General features: G+C 33.9%; 12 protein-coding genes and 1 tRNA gene. 5 read left to right on the top strand and 8 right to left on the bottom strand.

The annotated features are described in order from the left end of the window. Nucleotides 1-196 precede the first annotated feature (196 nt). On the top strand, nucleotides 197-1,270 hold the full coding sequence (gene ytvI / locus CLOCL_RS00320) for a sporulation integral membrane protein YtvI (protein ID WP_014253460.1): 1,074 nt from the start codon (nucleotides 197-199) through the stop codon (nucleotides 1,268-1,270). Here ytvI and prmC read toward each other — a convergent pair. The 4 genes from prmC to CLOCL_RS00300 all read right to left on the bottom strand — a co-directional run bounded on the left by prmC (nucleotide 1,248) and on the right by CLOCL_RS00300 (nucleotide 4,888). After that, entirely contained in the window at nucleotides 1,248-2,093 is an 846-nt protein-coding gene (gene prmC / locus CLOCL_RS00315) for a peptide chain release factor N(5)-glutamine methyltransferase (RefSeq protein ID WP_014253459.1), read from the bottom strand. The two genes, ytvI and prmC, sit on opposite strands and share 23 nt — an antisense overlap. Before the next feature lie 42 nt (nucleotides 2,094-2,135). Next, nucleotides 2,136-3,119 (bottom strand): DUF1385 domain-containing protein, encoded by a 984-nt coding sequence (locus CLOCL_RS00310; RefSeq protein WP_014253458.1) that lies wholly within the window; start codon nucleotides 3,117-3,119, stop codon nucleotides 2,136-2,138. 137 nt (nucleotides 3,120-3,256) lie between these two features. Continuing rightward, the gene (locus CLOCL_RS00305; protein ID WP_014253457.1) at nucleotides 3,257-4,036 is read right to left on the bottom strand and encodes a flagellar motor protein MotB; all 780 of its coding nucleotides are present in this window, start codon (nucleotides 4,034-4,036) and stop codon (nucleotides 3,257-3,259) included. Nucleotides 4,037-4,087: 51 nt separating this feature from the next. After that, complete coding sequence (locus CLOCL_RS00300) at nucleotides 4,088-4,888, bottom strand: motility protein A (RefSeq protein ID WP_014253456.1); 801 nt, start codon at nucleotides 4,886-4,888, stop codon at nucleotides 4,088-4,090. 192 nt (nucleotides 4,889-5,080) lie between these two features. Here CLOCL_RS00300 and CLOCL_RS00295 point away from each other — a divergent pair, with 192 nt between their 5' ends. After that, nucleotides 5,081-6,604 carry a glycosyltransferase family 39 protein gene (locus CLOCL_RS00295; protein ID WP_014253455.1) on the top strand — a complete coding sequence of 508 codons (1,524 nt, stop codon included), beginning with the start codon at nucleotides 5,081-5,083 and terminating at the stop codon, nucleotides 6,602-6,604. Between the two features lie 37 nt (nucleotides 6,605-6,641). Here CLOCL_RS00295 and CLOCL_RS00290 read toward each other — a convergent pair. Then, nucleotides 6,642-6,718: transfer RNA gene (locus tag CLOCL_RS00290), tRNA-Arg, on the bottom strand. A gap of 288 nt (nucleotides 6,719-7,006) precedes the next feature. Between CLOCL_RS00290 and CLOCL_RS00285 the strand changes: the two genes are divergently transcribed. Both CLOCL_RS00285 and CLOCL_RS00280 read left to right on the top strand, forming a co-directional pair. Beyond that, nucleotides 7,007-7,987 (top strand): DnaD domain protein, encoded by a 981-nt coding sequence (locus CLOCL_RS00285; protein ID WP_014253454.1) that lies wholly within the window; start codon nucleotides 7,007-7,009, stop codon nucleotides 7,985-7,987. Between the two features lie 67 nt (nucleotides 7,988-8,054). Beyond that, entirely contained in the window at nucleotides 8,055-9,098 is a 1,044-nt protein-coding gene (locus tag CLOCL_RS00280; RefSeq protein ID WP_014253453.1) for an ATP-binding protein, read from the top strand. A gap of 264 nt (nucleotides 9,099-9,362) precedes the next feature. Here CLOCL_RS00280 and CLOCL_RS00275 read toward each other — a convergent pair whose 3' ends face one another. The 3 genes from CLOCL_RS00275 to sleB form a co-directional block, all read right to left on the bottom strand. Next, nucleotides 9,363-10,442 carry a type II CAAX endopeptidase family protein gene (locus CLOCL_RS00275; RefSeq protein ID WP_014253452.1) on the bottom strand — a complete coding sequence of 360 codons (1,080 nt, stop codon included), beginning with the start codon at nucleotides 10,440-10,442 and terminating at the stop codon, nucleotides 9,363-9,365. A gap of 301 nt (nucleotides 10,443-10,743) precedes the next feature. Continuing rightward, nucleotides 10,744-12,135, bottom strand: a complete 1,392-nt coding sequence (ypeB, locus tag CLOCL_RS00270; RefSeq protein ID WP_014253451.1) for a germination protein YpeB — start codon at nucleotides 12,133-12,135, stop codon at nucleotides 10,744-10,746. Nucleotides 12,136-12,149: 14 nt separating this feature from the next. After that, on the bottom strand, nucleotides 12,150-12,851 hold the full coding sequence (gene sleB, locus CLOCL_RS00265) for a spore cortex-lytic enzyme (protein ID WP_027622374.1): 702 nt from the start codon (nucleotides 12,849-12,851) through the stop codon (nucleotides 12,150-12,152). Nucleotides 12,852-13,326: 475 nt separating this feature from the next. Between sleB and CLOCL_RS00260 the strand changes: the two genes are divergently transcribed. Further along, on the top strand, nucleotides 13,327-14,436 hold the full coding sequence (locus tag CLOCL_RS00260) for an MGDG synthase family glycosyltransferase (protein WP_014253449.1): 1,110 nt from the start codon (nucleotides 13,327-13,329) through the stop codon (nucleotides 14,434-14,436). The last annotated feature ends 236 nt before the right edge of the window (nucleotides 14,437-14,672 follow it).

Here is a 14,672-nt window from a genome sequence, read left to right as displayed (position 1 = left end):
ATTGTTGACGTTTTTATCAGTATAAAGCGTTTATGAATATTGTATACAAAATTTTTTCTTAAACTGAAATCTTTTATATTTATTTTATATTCTTTATTGGACTTAGGTTATTCCAAAAAATACCGTCTTTTTATGAATAGACCCATCATATATTATTATGGGATAATATGGGTTATTAAGAGGAGCTTTTTAATATATGAAAAAAGTTTTTAAATACTATATTGAAAGACTGTCTAATTTGTTAATTTTTCTTATCTTGCTTATTGGATTTTACATAGCAATAAAATATCTGTTTGTTTTTTTTGCTCCGTTTTTAACAGCTGCAGCTATATCTGCAATAAATGAACCTATTATTCGCTTTCTTGAGCAAAGAACCAAATTGAACAGAAAAATTTGCACAGTCCTGTCCCTTACACTAAGCATATGTGTTATCGCAGTCCTGGCCATATCTCTGCTCTTTAAAATATATACAGAGCTTATAAAACTACAAAGTAATCTTCCCAACTATGTAACCAGCATTTCCTACTTTCTGTCAAGTTACTACGATAAGCTGAACACATTTTACAATAGTCTTCCGATAAATCTCCAGGAAGTTTTCAAAAGTAACACTTTTGCTTTTTTGCCTAAATTGGAAGCAGTCATAACCGCTATAGCCGGCTCAATAATAACCAGTATAACCTCTTTGCCCAAACTTGGAATTTTTATTACCGTAACTCTTCTTTCTTCGTATTTTATAAGTAGTGATAAAAAGAATATAAGGAATTTTATATACAGGCAAATACCATACAAAGCGCAGAAAAGTTTCTATAACGCCAAAAATGATGTTTCGGCCTCTATATTCGGTTATTTTAAAGCACAGTTAATAATAATGTTTATTACCTTTATCATATCTACAATAGGTTTCATAATAATAGATACCGGCTATGAAGTTCTAATGGGGTTAGTAACTGCTCTGGCCGATGGCATCCCCCTTTTAGGCTCCGGTATCGTAATGGTTCCATGGATAATATTAAATCTCATTACCGGCAACTTCCGTATGGCACTGGGTCTTTTAAGTGTGTATCTTTTTGCTGTAATAGTAAGACAGATTATTGAGCCCAAAATTGTTTCAACCCAAACTGGCCTTCATCCACTGGTCACCCTGATTTCCATGTATTTTGGCCTGATAATATTCGGTGTAGTCGGTCTGTTTTTAGGCCCAGTTATAATGATTATGCTAAAAAATCTCCATTCATCAGGTATTATAACTATCCGGAAAGAATTCCAGTAACAACACGTTCAATTCCGGCAAGGTCTTTTTTTATTTTTATATCTTTAAAACTTGATTCCATTATCTTTACGACATCTTGAGCCTGATCAAAACCAACTTCAAAGGCTAAAAGCCCCTTTGGCTTTAAAAATCCAACCGATTCTTTTACTATTTTCCTGTAAAAATCAAGACCATCCTCTCCTCCGTTCAAAGCAATTTTAGGCTCAAAATCCTTTACTTGCCTGTCAAGAGTATCAATTACCCGATTGGGAATATACGGAGGATTGGAAACAATAATATCAAACTTTTGAAGTGGAACATTCTCAAAAAGGTTGCTCTCTATAAAGACAATTTTTTCTTCAACACCATAACTTCTGGCATTTATTTTTGCAATTTCAAGAGCCTCCTTTGAAATATCCACTCCCCAAACCCGGCTGCTTTTAATGTAATATGCAAGGCTTACGGCTATACAACCTGAACCGGTTCCAATATCAAGAATATTGACATTCTGTTTTTGCCCGACAAATTCAATAACATATTCCACCAATATTTCGGTGTCCTGCCTTGGAATTAGAACATTACGGTTAACAGCAAAATTCAGAGACATAAATTCCTGATGTCCGGTTATATATTGGAGAGGTTCACCGTTTATTCTCCTGTTTAAAGCATCGCAGTATCTTTCATATTCACTTTTGCTTAATAAATAGTCACCATGGATATAAAGATACTCCTTTTCACAACCTAGAATACAGCACAGTATAGCCCCGGCTGTAATTGCCGGGGCATCAACATTTGCTGATTTAAGCTTTTTAATACCTTCTGTATAAGCATCCTTTAAAATCACATAAATCTCCTTACCTACCATAAAATTATTTAATATTTACAACTACCACTTATCTTCGCCTTCTTTTGTTGTTTCCAAAACACCCTTCATTGCTTCAATGGCAACTTCAACCATACTGTCATCCGGTTCTTTAGTAGTATAATTTTGAAACATCAAACCTGGTACATTTAATATTTGCACAATCTTTGACTGGCTTTTTCCCGCAAATTTTATAACCTCGTAAGAAATACCTGCAACAACAGGCAGCAGCAACAACCTTATTATCATATTTTTCCAGGCTTCCTCATACCAGCCTGCAAAAGAAAATACCAAAATACTAACAACCATTACTGTAAACAGGAATGAAGTCCCGCACCTGGGATGCCTTGTTGAATATTTTTGGATGTTTTCTACCGTAAGTTCCTCTCCATTCTCATAGCAGTGAATGGTTTTGTGCTCTGCACCATGGTACTGCCAAACCCGTTTTATATCGTTTAATTTAGATATCAATACAATATAGGAGAAAAACAATATTATCTTTACTATGCCTTCAACAAGATTGTACAACATTACTCCTAAACTGCTTTCCCTATTAAGAGGCAAAAGCCCGGCAATAAAATTCGGAAGTAATATAAAAAGCCCAACGCTGAACAAAAGCGAAATAACAACAGAAATATATATCAAAGCATCCTGGAGTTTATTTCCAAAAACTTTGCCTAAAAACTTTTCAAAAAATTGGTCCACCTTTGAAGGTTCCTTTTTTTCATCTTCTTCCACCTCAAGGTCTACAAACTCAGCTGAAAACATTAATGCCTGTATACCCACTACCATCTGTTTAAACAACCCCACGACCCCTCTTATCAGAGGTAATTTTGAAAACTTGCTTCTCTTTGGCAGAGGTCTCTTTTCTACTATTATCTCTCCATCGGGTTTCCTAACGGCAATTGCTATATTATTCGGACCCATCATCATCAAGCCCTCAATTAGAGCCTGTCCTCCAATACTGGTTATATGTTTGGGTTTGCAATATACATCTGAGTTCTTCATTGTCAACCTCATTTCATATTTTTCTTTAATTATACTCCATACACATGCCAAACTCAAGTAAGGCATAAAGCTATTCCAAAAATAAATGCACCCCTTTAATGGAGTACATTAATTTTTATATCAGTTTTATGGCAGTTCTATTTGTATTTGGAAATCACGATATCTATTCTCCTGTTTTTCTGTCTGTTCTCTTCCGTATCGTTAGGTGCCACCGGTCTGTACTCCCCGTTTCCGGTTGCAGTTAATCTTGTTGGATCCAGAGAGCATTCATTGATAAGAAAGAGTATCACATTAGTTGCTCTTTTAGTGGATAGTTCCCAATTTGTGGGATATAGGCTGGTCTTAATAGGTAAATTGTCGGTATGCCCTTGTACTATTATTTCAGTATCAAGTTGTTTCATTAATTCTGCAATTTTTCTTATTGTTTCTTTCCCAGACTCTTTTATGTCCGCCTTTCCCAAATCAAACAATATTACAGAATTTATTCTTAATATTAGGGAAGTCTTGTTATCAATAATTTGGACATATTCACCAAGATCCATTTCTAAAATAAGTCGTTCCACCTGTTCTTTGAACTCGGAAATCTGATCGGAATCACCCAAGCCTGCTTTATTGTTTTCATTATTGTTGGTGGAATTTTGTTCTTCAGAAATATCCGGCATATTATCATCCAATATGCTTATTATATCTTCACCGTTATTATTATAGAATATCTCTCCTCTACTAATATTCATAAAGGCAGATTTAAGAGAATAGGCAACTTCCTGAAATTTTTGCTTATCCACCGTTGCCATGGAAAAAAGAAGTACGAAAAAAGTTAGCAATAGCGTAACCATGTCACTGTATGTTGTCAGCCATTCAGCTGCTCCTTCTGGTGGATCATCATCCGAAATAGTGCGTCTACCTTTTTTACTCATAATACACCTCTCTTTGTGCTCATGCTATTAGCCGTAGGAGTAGCTATCTTGCTATTTGTTTCCTGCACTGCTACTTGCCTCACTTACAATTCTGTCATATTCGTGCTTCTGCTTAGGCGACAGGAAGGTTTTCAACTTATGTTCCAGTATTTTGGGATTTTCTCCAGCCTGAATTGACAGTATTCCCTCTACAATCATCTTTTTCTGCTGAATTTCCTCTTTACTTTTCGTAGACAGCTTATTGGCAATGGGATTGCAAATAAGGTTGGCAAGTACACTGCCATAGAAAGTTGTTACCAGTGCTACCGACATGGCAGGTCCAATTTTTGAAGGATCGTCAAGGGCCAACAATAACTGGATAAGACCTATAAGAGTACCTATCATACCCCATGCAGGAAACTGAGCCGCCAATGTTTTAAAAAACCCTGCACCTTTGTCATGCCTTGCTTTCATATTTTCAATTTCCAAATCCATAGAATCAATAATAATATCCGGTTCTACTCCATCGATTACAAGCTGCAGAGATGCCTTCAAAAACTCATCTTCAATCTTTTCCTGCTCCGCTTCCAGTGAAAGCAAACCATCACGCCTTGCTTTCATAGAAAGTTCTACTAATTTTCTTATTATATCTATTTGCGACTCTTCCCTTGAAGTAAATGCTTTCATTACAACTTTCATTATAGGCTTTATTTCAGTTATCTTATGCGTGATAAAGGCAGCTGAAATACCTCCTCCAACAACGCAAATAACTGAAGGGGCATCCCAAAACGGTTTAAGTGGCCCGCCCCAAGCTATTGATCCCAATAAAAAAACTACTCCAGCAATAATTCCAATAATTGTTGCTATATCCATAGACTACCGCCTTCTGCTCCATATTTTTTTATTTCTTAATTAATTTCTAATTTCTTTATCGGAAACTATGGATATTTTTTTTATAGTTTTAAATATTAAATTTAAAAAAACCTGAAATTGTATGTATTCCATCATTATTAATATTATGGTATTATTAAGAACAAAAGATTTTTTGTATTTAAAGGAGTGGCCATGTTTACCAACAGGATAAAAAATATATTTTCAACAGCAGTTTTATTGATGTTCACTGTTTTTATTTTATTCAATACATTGTTTTTCATTGCTGCTAAGCCTTTAAAAATATATTTTAGAACACATGCTACCATATCCACATTATTTTTTACAGCTGGCGCATTTATTTGTGCCGGGATTATCATTTTTCTTTACAATAAATACAATGATAAAATAAAATTGGACAGGCAAATCCCAGTAATGCTGGCTCTCATTTTTATTACTGCAGTGCCGCGCTTTATTTGGATTGCATGTATTAAGGTAACTCCGCTTAGCGATTTTAATACATATCATATTATTGCCACAGCTTTTGCAAAAGGCAATGTCATTGGAGGCAGTTATATTTCCTTGTTTCCTCATTATATAGGTTATCCTGCTTTTTTAGCACCTTTTTACAGGATATTCGGTGCATCTGCCACTGTTGCCACTGTTTTAAATGTGGTTTTGAGCTGCATAATTTCGCTTCTTACATATAGTATCGGCTCTAGTCTTTTTGACAAAAAATGCGGCTTTATCGGTGCACTTATTTGGGCATTTTGGCCCTCTCAAATTTTTTACACTGCCTTAGTATCAACAGAGACTACTTTCACCTTTTTAATGCTTCTTTGCATATATTTCTTTATATCAATATTAAAAAACAAAGATAAAAAAGGCTTTTTTTCAACTTCATTGAAATTTTTTCTATTAGGCGTACTATGCTCCGTTTCAAATATTATAAGACCTGTTGGACAGATAGTTCTAATTGCTATTTGCTTATATTACCTGGTATTTGTCATTGAAAAAATAAGGATAAAAAACAACATACTTCCTAAAATTATCTTTTTAGCTTTTATCCTCACAGGCTACCTTATAACTTCGACTCTAATAAGTTTTGCCACTTCAAAAGCTATAGGAAGAGAAATTGCAAAATATCCTATTGGTTTTAACATATATGTAGGCTCAAACTATGAAAGCAACGGTTCATGGAATGCAGAAGATGCCAACACTCTTACTGAAATTCAAAAAACACCCGGTATCACAGCACAAGAAATTCATAACGAACTTCTAAAACGTTCATGGGAAAGAATAAGAAACAGGTCTCTTTTTAAAAACTTTATATTTATTTGCAAAAAACACGGCATGATTTGGCCTGTTGACCATGATAGCCTGGTATATATCCGACAAGGCCTTATACAAGAGGATATGAAATTTGATTTTTATAAGTTTGAACGTCTTCTTGTAAAGCTGTCCAATTTTTATTACCATACTATACTCTTACTTTGTGCCTTCGGAGGAATCATTCTCATATTAAAGAAAAATCAAGAAATCCCGCTTTTCCTTGTAATAATTATCTTAAGTATCGTATTTCTTCATTTTATCGTGGAAGTTGCCGGAAGATATCATTTCCCTACAATTTCAATTTTCTCAATACTTGCAAGTTACGGTATGTCATCTTTAAACGATTTTAACAATATAAACACTATTATAAGCAGGAAAGGAAAATAAAAGAACAAAAGCTCTCAGAATTAAATTCCGAGAGCCTTGGCGCGCCCAAGAGGAGTCGAACCCCTAACCTTCTGATCCGTAGTCAGACACTCTATCCAATTGAGCTATGGGCGCATCCGTAAATCGAACATATAATATAATAATATATATTACAAAAAAAATCAACTACATTATTTTCTATTTTTTATCCTTTCAATATTAATCAAAAGTATTAAAATATATTTACAGAAACATTGAAATAATTCGTTTAAGGTTCAGAATACATGGAATGGATACGATAAATGAGGTTTATTATTTCTGCAATTTGTCAAAGTTATATGATATAATAAAATCGTTTTCAATTTATAAGATTATTCTTGAAAACTGAAAATTTTCCCAAACTATAATAGGGGGAGTGTAGTAATGTTTTTTGAAGCTTATAAAACAATTCTTTATTCCGACACTTTAATTCCTGATATTTTTATTACCGAATATATGCCATCAATGAACCCGGAAAGTTTGAAAGTATACATATATTGTCTCTTTTTAAGCAAGTACGGCAAAAATGCTACAGTAGAAGAGTTCGCAAAAAGCTTAGGTATGGAAGTGGATAAAGTTAAAGAGTGTTTAGCGAATCTCGAAAATTTAGGGGTACTTACATGGAAGATGGATGGCATTGTTTTACATGATTTAAAAGAAAAAGAAATTAAGAAAATGTATCGTCTTAAAACTACATCTTCTCCTGAAGAAGCAGTTAATAATTGTGAAAAGAATAAAAAGCGTAACGAGATTATTTATACGATAAATAATTCTTTTTTCCAGGGAGTAATGTCTCCTTCCTGGTATACCGATATTGACGCTTGGTTTGACAAGTACCAGTTTGATGAAGATGTAATGTTGGCTTTATTCCAGTACTGTTTTGACCAAAAAGGACTTATCAAGAGTTACATAGAAAAAGTGGCAGAAAGCTGGAAAAGCAGGAATATCCGTAATGCCTTTGACCTTGACAATTACTCTATGGAACAAAAAAAGTTCAAGGATGTTCGCGGTGCTATAATTAAAAAATTAAAGCTCGGAAGAAATCTGACAGAATATGAAGATGCCTATGTAGAAAAGTGGGTTATGGATTATAAGTATGATTTTGATATTATTGAACTTGCACTGAGAAAAACAACAGCCAAATCAAACCCAAACTTTAATTACATAAACAGTATCATCACCGATTGGTATAACCATGGTTTAAAAACCAAAGAGGAAATATTAATGTACGATGCAAAAAGAAAGAAAAATTCATCAAAACGTCAAGAAGTGTCTGTCCCTGCATCAAGTGCGCCGCAACAGGGTAATTTCGAGCAAAGAAAGTATGATGAAGAATATCTTGACAGCCTATATGAAAATGCTTAACTTTGGCTAAAAACAACTTTTGGGCTTATGCTTAAAAAACATAAGCGTATGAATATCAGGAGGTCTTATGTACAAGAACATACATATTCAAATCCAAAATGAATATGACAAAAGGCAAAAAGAAATACATGATGAAGTAATGCTTAGAAAAAAAGAAGTGTATTCAAAGATACCTGAAATAGAACAGATTGACAACGAAATTCAATTGATGGGAATAAAATATACCAAGATGATTTTACAGGATTCAAATACTGCCGATTCTTTGGTTAATGAACTGCGTGATAAAATTGAAAGTTTAAAGAGTAAAAAGGCACTGCTGCTTAATAAATTTTCGTATCCTTCCAATTATCTTGAGCCTAAATATAACTGCAATCTGTGTAAGGACACTGGCTTTGTAAGCAATTTAGGATATACGGAAAAGTGCTCTTGCTATAAGCAAAAATATATAAATTGCCTATATAATCAATCAAATCTGAAACTTGCTTTATATGAAAATTTTTCAATGTTTAACGAAAATTATTATCCCGATGTGGTGGATGAAGCAAAATACGGTATAAGAATATCTCCAAGGGAGAATATTTTAAAGATTAAAGAACGGGCCATTGAATTTATTGAAAACATTGACTCCCCAGACAACAAAAATTTGTTCTTCTGCGGTCCGACAGGTGTGGGAAAAACCTTCATGATAAATTGTATAGCTGCAGAATTGATAAACAGAGGTAGAACAGTTTTATATCAAACAGCTCCATCCCTTTTTAATACCATAAACGAATATAAGCTTAGAAGTTTCAAAGAAACTGAATATGAAGATTCAACCTATGACAATATATTTGATGTCGAACTGTTAATAATTGACGATCTCGGTACCGAGTCGCCTTCTGCTGCAAGGTATGCAGAGCTTTTAAATATATTAAACTCAAGGTATGATAAAAATCTTCAAAGCCCCTGTAAAACTATAATCGCAACAAATATGGGCGTGAGTAAACTTCATGAATATTACGACGAAAGAGTAGCTTCCCGAATAATTGGAAGTTTTGATTTATTTAAATTTGCAGGCGAGGATATACGTATGTTAAAAAGAACGGATAAAGCTGTCTCAAAAAATCTCTAACTAAATTATAATTTTGAGACATAAGTTTTTTTACTATTGCATTTTAAAATTTATGTTATTGTAACAAGAATTTTTTTAATTTATTCAGTAGCAAACAATATTATTTTATAAAGCAAAATGAATTGAAAGTAAGCTCTAAACTATAGAAACACAATGTATTTAGGGTTTTCAGTTCTACAGAAAACATAATAACACACCTCTTGATTTATCACAGCTTCAAACTTGCAAAACATTAAAAATGAGCTCATTTCAAAAAGTGTAATACTATAATCCTATAGACCTTAATATTTGCTCCATCGTTGACTGATCTATTATGTTTCCCATTCTCAGTATATCAATAACATCATAAAACAGTATTAAAAGAAGACCGGGTATAAATGAAACAAGCTGGCGTACCGGAATGGGCCTTTCATCTCTTGGTACCTCTGTCTCTCTATTGCTGTTATGCTTAGCAAAAAAACGAAGAAGTAAATAAAGCCATATAGCTGAAAAACAAAATATAATAGCATACACAACTATAAAGCCTATAATTTCTATTCGACTCATTGAAGCAAGAGTTTCAAAGATGTCTCCATTGCTTATTTTTTCAACACTATCAATTCCATTTACACCGCTTTGCTTCAAAAACTCATTCGCTTTAAGTGAAGCATACATCAAACACACCGCTATGGAATTGTTGGCAAAATGTGCAAACATACTGCTAAATATTGAGTTGCTTTTATAGGTCAAGTATCCAAACAACGCACCCAAAAGAAAAGTTCCCAAAAACCTCTGAAAGTCCATATGCATAAGTCCAAACAAAACAGCAGTAATAAGTATTGACTTTGCTGCTCCAAACCTTTCAAGCCCTCTTTGGATAACCCCCCTAAAAAGAGTTTCTTCACAAATCCCTGCTAGAACTCCTATAATAAGAATTCCTACTAAAAGTCCCCAGGATTCAGTAGAAAGAGGCACCTGAAAAATTTCATACCTCCCAAATATTTGCTTAATTATCCAAAAGTTTAACAAATTCAAAACACCTATAACCGGTAATGAAAATATCATAATACCGAAAATCAAAATTAAATTCAGAAATCCAGGCTTATTAATTCTCAGAACTTTCTTTACATCAAATTTGAAAATAATTAAAAACAGAACAGGAGGTAAAAATATCAACCCTACTTCACTTAGAAACAAACCATAATTTACGTTCCACTTTTGAAGGCGTGCCCCCAAATACAAGAAAATAATTACAACAAACGAAAAAAGAGCACCAACTTGCCAAAGAGAGGGTTTTCTAAAATAATCTTTTTTTTCATTTATCAATTCAAGGTTATCATTATTAATTCTCGGTTTTTCTTCCATTTCTTATCCCCCTTACATAGAAATATTAATTCTTTTTGACAATACGGCAAAATTAACTTTTATATTACAGTATACATTTTTACTCGCTCCAATGTGGGAAAATTACTTTATCCTTCCGCTTAAGTACTCCATATTAATGAAATACACCGGAACTATCTGCCCGGCTTTCCGGCAATTAACTATTCCGGATTTTCACCGACAAATACAATTTTGTTGTATATGCGAAAAATAAAACGGGGCATAAAGCCCCTTACTTGATAATATTATAATAAAAATTTTTTTCGCAATCAATCCATTAATCCTACATTGTAAGTATGCCGTTAGGAGTGTCTATAATCAACAAAATCTTTTCCTCTTTTCCGGTTTCTGCATTTATATAGACCAGGAAATCCCTGTCGTTTAGCTTGCCTTTAAACTCATAAGTAAATAGTTCTGTTTTATAATCTGTAGGTATTATCGCAAGCCCTGAACTTAAAATTTCCATTCTGGAGGTAATTAATGCCCGGGCTTCCTCCATGGTTAATTTAGGAGTTGGAATATTTCTCTCACAATGGGATGAAAGATAACCTTTGCTTTCAAATCCGACTATTTCTCCATTATCCAGTGCTACTTTCACTTTTATCAAATCGGGATATACAACAACATCGTTCTGCTTATAAGCATAGTTTATTACCGCTGTACCGTCCTCTTTAAGATAGTAAGTATCTACCATATTTTTATATCCGTGTTGCTCCAAAAACTTCCTGCCTAATTCTTTTGCCTGATCCATATTAATTTTTTCCTCATTGACAGGCCTGTTATAGAGCATCCATAAAATATGTCCTCCCTTTTGAGTAACATCAATTTTAGCTTCCTGCTCCTTTGGTGCATTCTTAAATTTAACACTGAAACTATAGGTTTTGATGATGCTGGAATCATCCTTGCCTATATCCGTCACTGCTTCAACCTTGTCTTTCCCAAAAAAATTTATAACACTTTGTTTGGCCTGCTCAGAACTAATATTGTCCCCTGTAAGTCCTTTAGGTTCAACAGAGGTTAAGTGATCTGAGAAAGGCCCGTCGTAAATAAGTGTTGGATAATCCTGGAATGTTTTGTCAATATTCTCAAACTGTTGACTCGGCATTTGAGAAGAAGTTTTTTGAAACAGTTTTGTACCCTTTTTTGCAAGCTCTCCCCATTTAAGTCTTCCCGATGACAATTGATTTTGTAAATCATTCAAGCTTTGCCTCAGTGAAACGGAATATCCGTGAAGTTTTTCAATAAGCTGGTACTGCTCCTCTGTAAGTTTTTTCCCTTCCATACTTTGATGGTTGATGGAATAAGCAAGATCCCCAACCTGTGTTAAAAATTTTGATGTATTTGCCAAAACCTGCTGCGATACGGGCAGTTGCCCTAAGTTTGTCTGTGCCAAATTTGCCTGCCTCCAAGCTTCCTGCAACGTCGCAGCGGTCCTGGTCGGTGAAGAGCTTATTAATGATTTAATAAGCAGTACCTCAACATTATTTACGTATCCCGCCATATCGTAAAAAGCACGATTATACTGATTGTCCAGTTCCTGCCTCAAATCTGCAGCATGCTTGTATTGGTATATACCCCATGATGCTATTAAAGCAATTACTACAAGCACTATACTATACATTTTTCTGTCGGATAAACGTCTTTTAAAATCCAGTAACTTTTCTCTTATACTCATACATTATACACCTCTTATATACCAAAATAGTGTTTTCCTATTTTTTTAACGATTTTTCTGGACCAAATCCATTTACTGGTTGCCGTCGCAGGGTTCCAATAGTATAAGCATCCGTTAGTAGGATCCCATCCGTTTAAGGCATCCCTTGCAGCTTTTACAACTGTGGAATTTGGATCCAAAGGAACGTTAATCTGTCCATCAGATACTGCAGTAAATGCTCCAGGCTGATATATTACACCGGCAATTGTTTTAGGAAATCTTGGATCTTTAGTCCTATTTAAAATAACCGCTCCAACTGCCACCTGTCCTTCATAAACTTCACCTCTGGCTTCTCCGTTTATTGCTCTTGCCAACAGCTGCTCATCGCTTACCTTGCTGGCAGCTGCCATTGCTGCACCCGACTGTGCATAGGTGGTAAGGCCCATTGCTTCTAAAGTATCCTTTGCAGTTATACCGTTCACAGGAAGACCGTATACTCGCTGAAAATCCATCACTGCAAGATAAGTCTTCAGGTCATATTTGCCACTAATACTACCATCGTAATATCCCCAGTTTTTCAGCCTTTGCTGCACTTTCATAACATCTTCGCTTTCCATCCCCGGCGCCAGTTTTTCTGCTATAGGAGCAATAAATACTTGTCCGTCAAAAATCAGCGATATGGCTATGGAAAATACTATTACAAGGATGGCCAATACTTTTATAGTTCTCAAAATGATTTCCTCCTTCCGAAATTTAAACTCCTACTCCATCTTTTAATCTGCCTGCGCCCCGGACGTTCTCGGAATAAAATTTCTTTGTATCAGCAGCTTTTACCATAAAATTCGTTATAGTTGAAATAACTCCATTTTTCCCATAGTTACTTTTTTATTTTCTGTGTTTTTATTGAAAATATTCGTCTATCAATAAATTCATGCAGCTATTAAAATTCGGTTTTCTCTGCTGGTAAAATGCTGTTTTCAAAATAATTGTTATTATAAACATGTATAAATTTCACAACACTTCCAAATACTAATAAGCAGCCAAAGGCTTATATTTTTGATGCAAAACATTTTGCAGTTTAATTTCAAATTTTTATAATCTTAAACTTTAAACACTTTGAAAAATGCAATGCTTAATATAAATCCATTGCACATACAATATAAGATTGTAGATATTAAAAAATATTATTACGGTAGCAATTGAGGGAAGAAAATGAATGTATTATATTTGTCAATATCAATGGGTGCAGGTCATTTAAAAGCAGCTGAGGCCTTAAAAGAATATGTGGATCAAAGATATCCGGATTCAAGGTCTCAAATAATTGATACATTTAAATACGTAAATCCGATAGTGCACAAAATATTTGTCGATGGGTATCTCAGTCTTATAAAAAACATACCTTGTGTTTATGGTGCTCTTTACAGGATGTCCGAACGCATGGAGAATATCAACAGGTTAAGCAATGCTTTAAGTAAGGCTTTTTCATATAAACTGGTAAAGCTTATTAAAGACTTTAATCCCTCTATAATTGTTTGCACTCATCCCTTTCCTTTACAAATTGTGTCATGCTTAAAAAAAGAGAAAAAAATCAATATACCCTCAATAGGTATTTTGACAGACTATGTCAATCACCCTTTTTGGTTTCATGATAACATTGAATCCTACATAGTAGCACACGATAATATAAAACGGGACATGGTTAAATGCGGTATACCTGAAAACCGTATACATACTTACGGAATTCCGGTTTCAAAAGTTTTTCTGCAAAAAACTTCCAGATGTAAACTTTTAGAGAAATACGGATTAAAGGACAAATTTACCGTTTTAATCATGGGTGGCAGCCTTGGATTTGGTAATATAAAAAAAGTTTTTCTTGCTTTCCTTGAATGTAAAAGAGATATACAACTAATTGTTGTCACAGGAAAAAATATAAAATTAAAGCATCAGCTTCAAAACTTCATTAATCATTACAATAAAAATGTATTGCTGATAGGTTACACCAACGAAGTCAATAATTTAATGGACATAGCAGACTTAATCATTACCAAGCCAGGGGGAATGACTATTTCTGAAGCATTGGTAAAAGAGCTTCCTATTTTAATTATGTCTCCGATACCTGGACAAGAGGAGCGTAATTGCTATTTTCTAACAAGCAATGGTGCAGCAGAAAAAATAGATGATGAAAAGGATATTAAAAAAATTATCGATACAATATTGGATACCCCCCATAAACTTAAGAGTATGCGGGAAAAATCAAAGATGCTTTCTCTTCCCAATTCCGGATATGATATACTAAATCTCATGGAATCTCTTATCAGCTAATTTCTAAAATCGTCATCTTTTCTTTTTTATATATACAATCATATAGAGCTGTATTCAAACCCTTATAATAAATTTACTTTATCAAAATTTCAACCTCTTATAAAATCGCATGCCTTCACATTTATCGTTCATTGTTCACAATTTATTCATAAATATGCAAAACTTTTTCCTTAGAATCATAATTGAATTTATAGAAGTTAAACTTTATATTAATAAAAGGCCTATAAATTTTTTAA

Source organism: Acetivibrio clariflavus DSM 19732 (genome assembly GCF_000237085.1).
Taxonomy (GTDB): domain Bacteria; phylum Bacillota; class Clostridia; order Acetivibrionales; family Acetivibrionaceae; genus Acetivibrio; species Acetivibrio clariflavus.
The sequence above is the reverse complement of the archived record's forward strand: the minus strand, read 5'-3'. Positions and strand labels throughout refer to the sequence as shown.

Excerpts from the sequence above, each read along its gene's own strand:
- CLOCL_RS00285 (WP_014253454.1), top strand. The coding sequence starts at position 7,007 with ATGTTTTTTGAAGCTTATAAAACAATTCTTTATTCCGACACTTTAATT.
- CLOCL_RS00300 (WP_014253456.1), bottom strand. The coding sequence starts at position 4,888 with ATGGATATAGCAACAATTATTGGAATTATTGCTGGAGTAGTTTTTTTA.
- CLOCL_RS00305 (WP_014253457.1), bottom strand. The coding sequence starts at position 4,036 with ATGAGTAAAAAAGGTAGACGCACTATTTCGGATGATGATCCACCAGAA.
- ypeB (WP_014253451.1), bottom strand. The coding sequence starts at position 12,135 with ATGAGTATAAGAGAAAAGTTACTGGATTTTAAAAGACGTTTATCCGAC.
- CLOCL_RS00295 (WP_014253455.1), top strand. The coding sequence starts at position 5,081 with ATGTTTACCAACAGGATAAAAAATATATTTTCAACAGCAGTTTTATTG.
- CLOCL_RS00275 (WP_014253452.1), bottom strand. The coding sequence starts at position 10,442 with ATGGAAGAAAAACCGAGAATTAATAATGATAACCTTGAATTGATAAAT.
- CLOCL_RS00260 (WP_014253449.1), top strand. The coding sequence starts at position 13,327 with ATGAATGTATTATATTTGTCAATATCAATGGGTGCAGGTCATTTAAAA.
- ytvI (WP_014253460.1), top strand. The coding sequence starts at position 197 with ATGAAAAAAGTTTTTAAATACTATATTGAAAGACTGTCTAATTTGTTA.
- CLOCL_RS00310 (WP_014253458.1), bottom strand. The coding sequence starts at position 3,119 with ATGAAGAACTCAGATGTATATTGCAAACCCAAACATATAACCAGTATT.
- CLOCL_RS00280 (WP_014253453.1), top strand. The coding sequence starts at position 8,055 with ATGTACAAGAACATACATATTCAAATCCAAAATGAATATGACAAAAGG.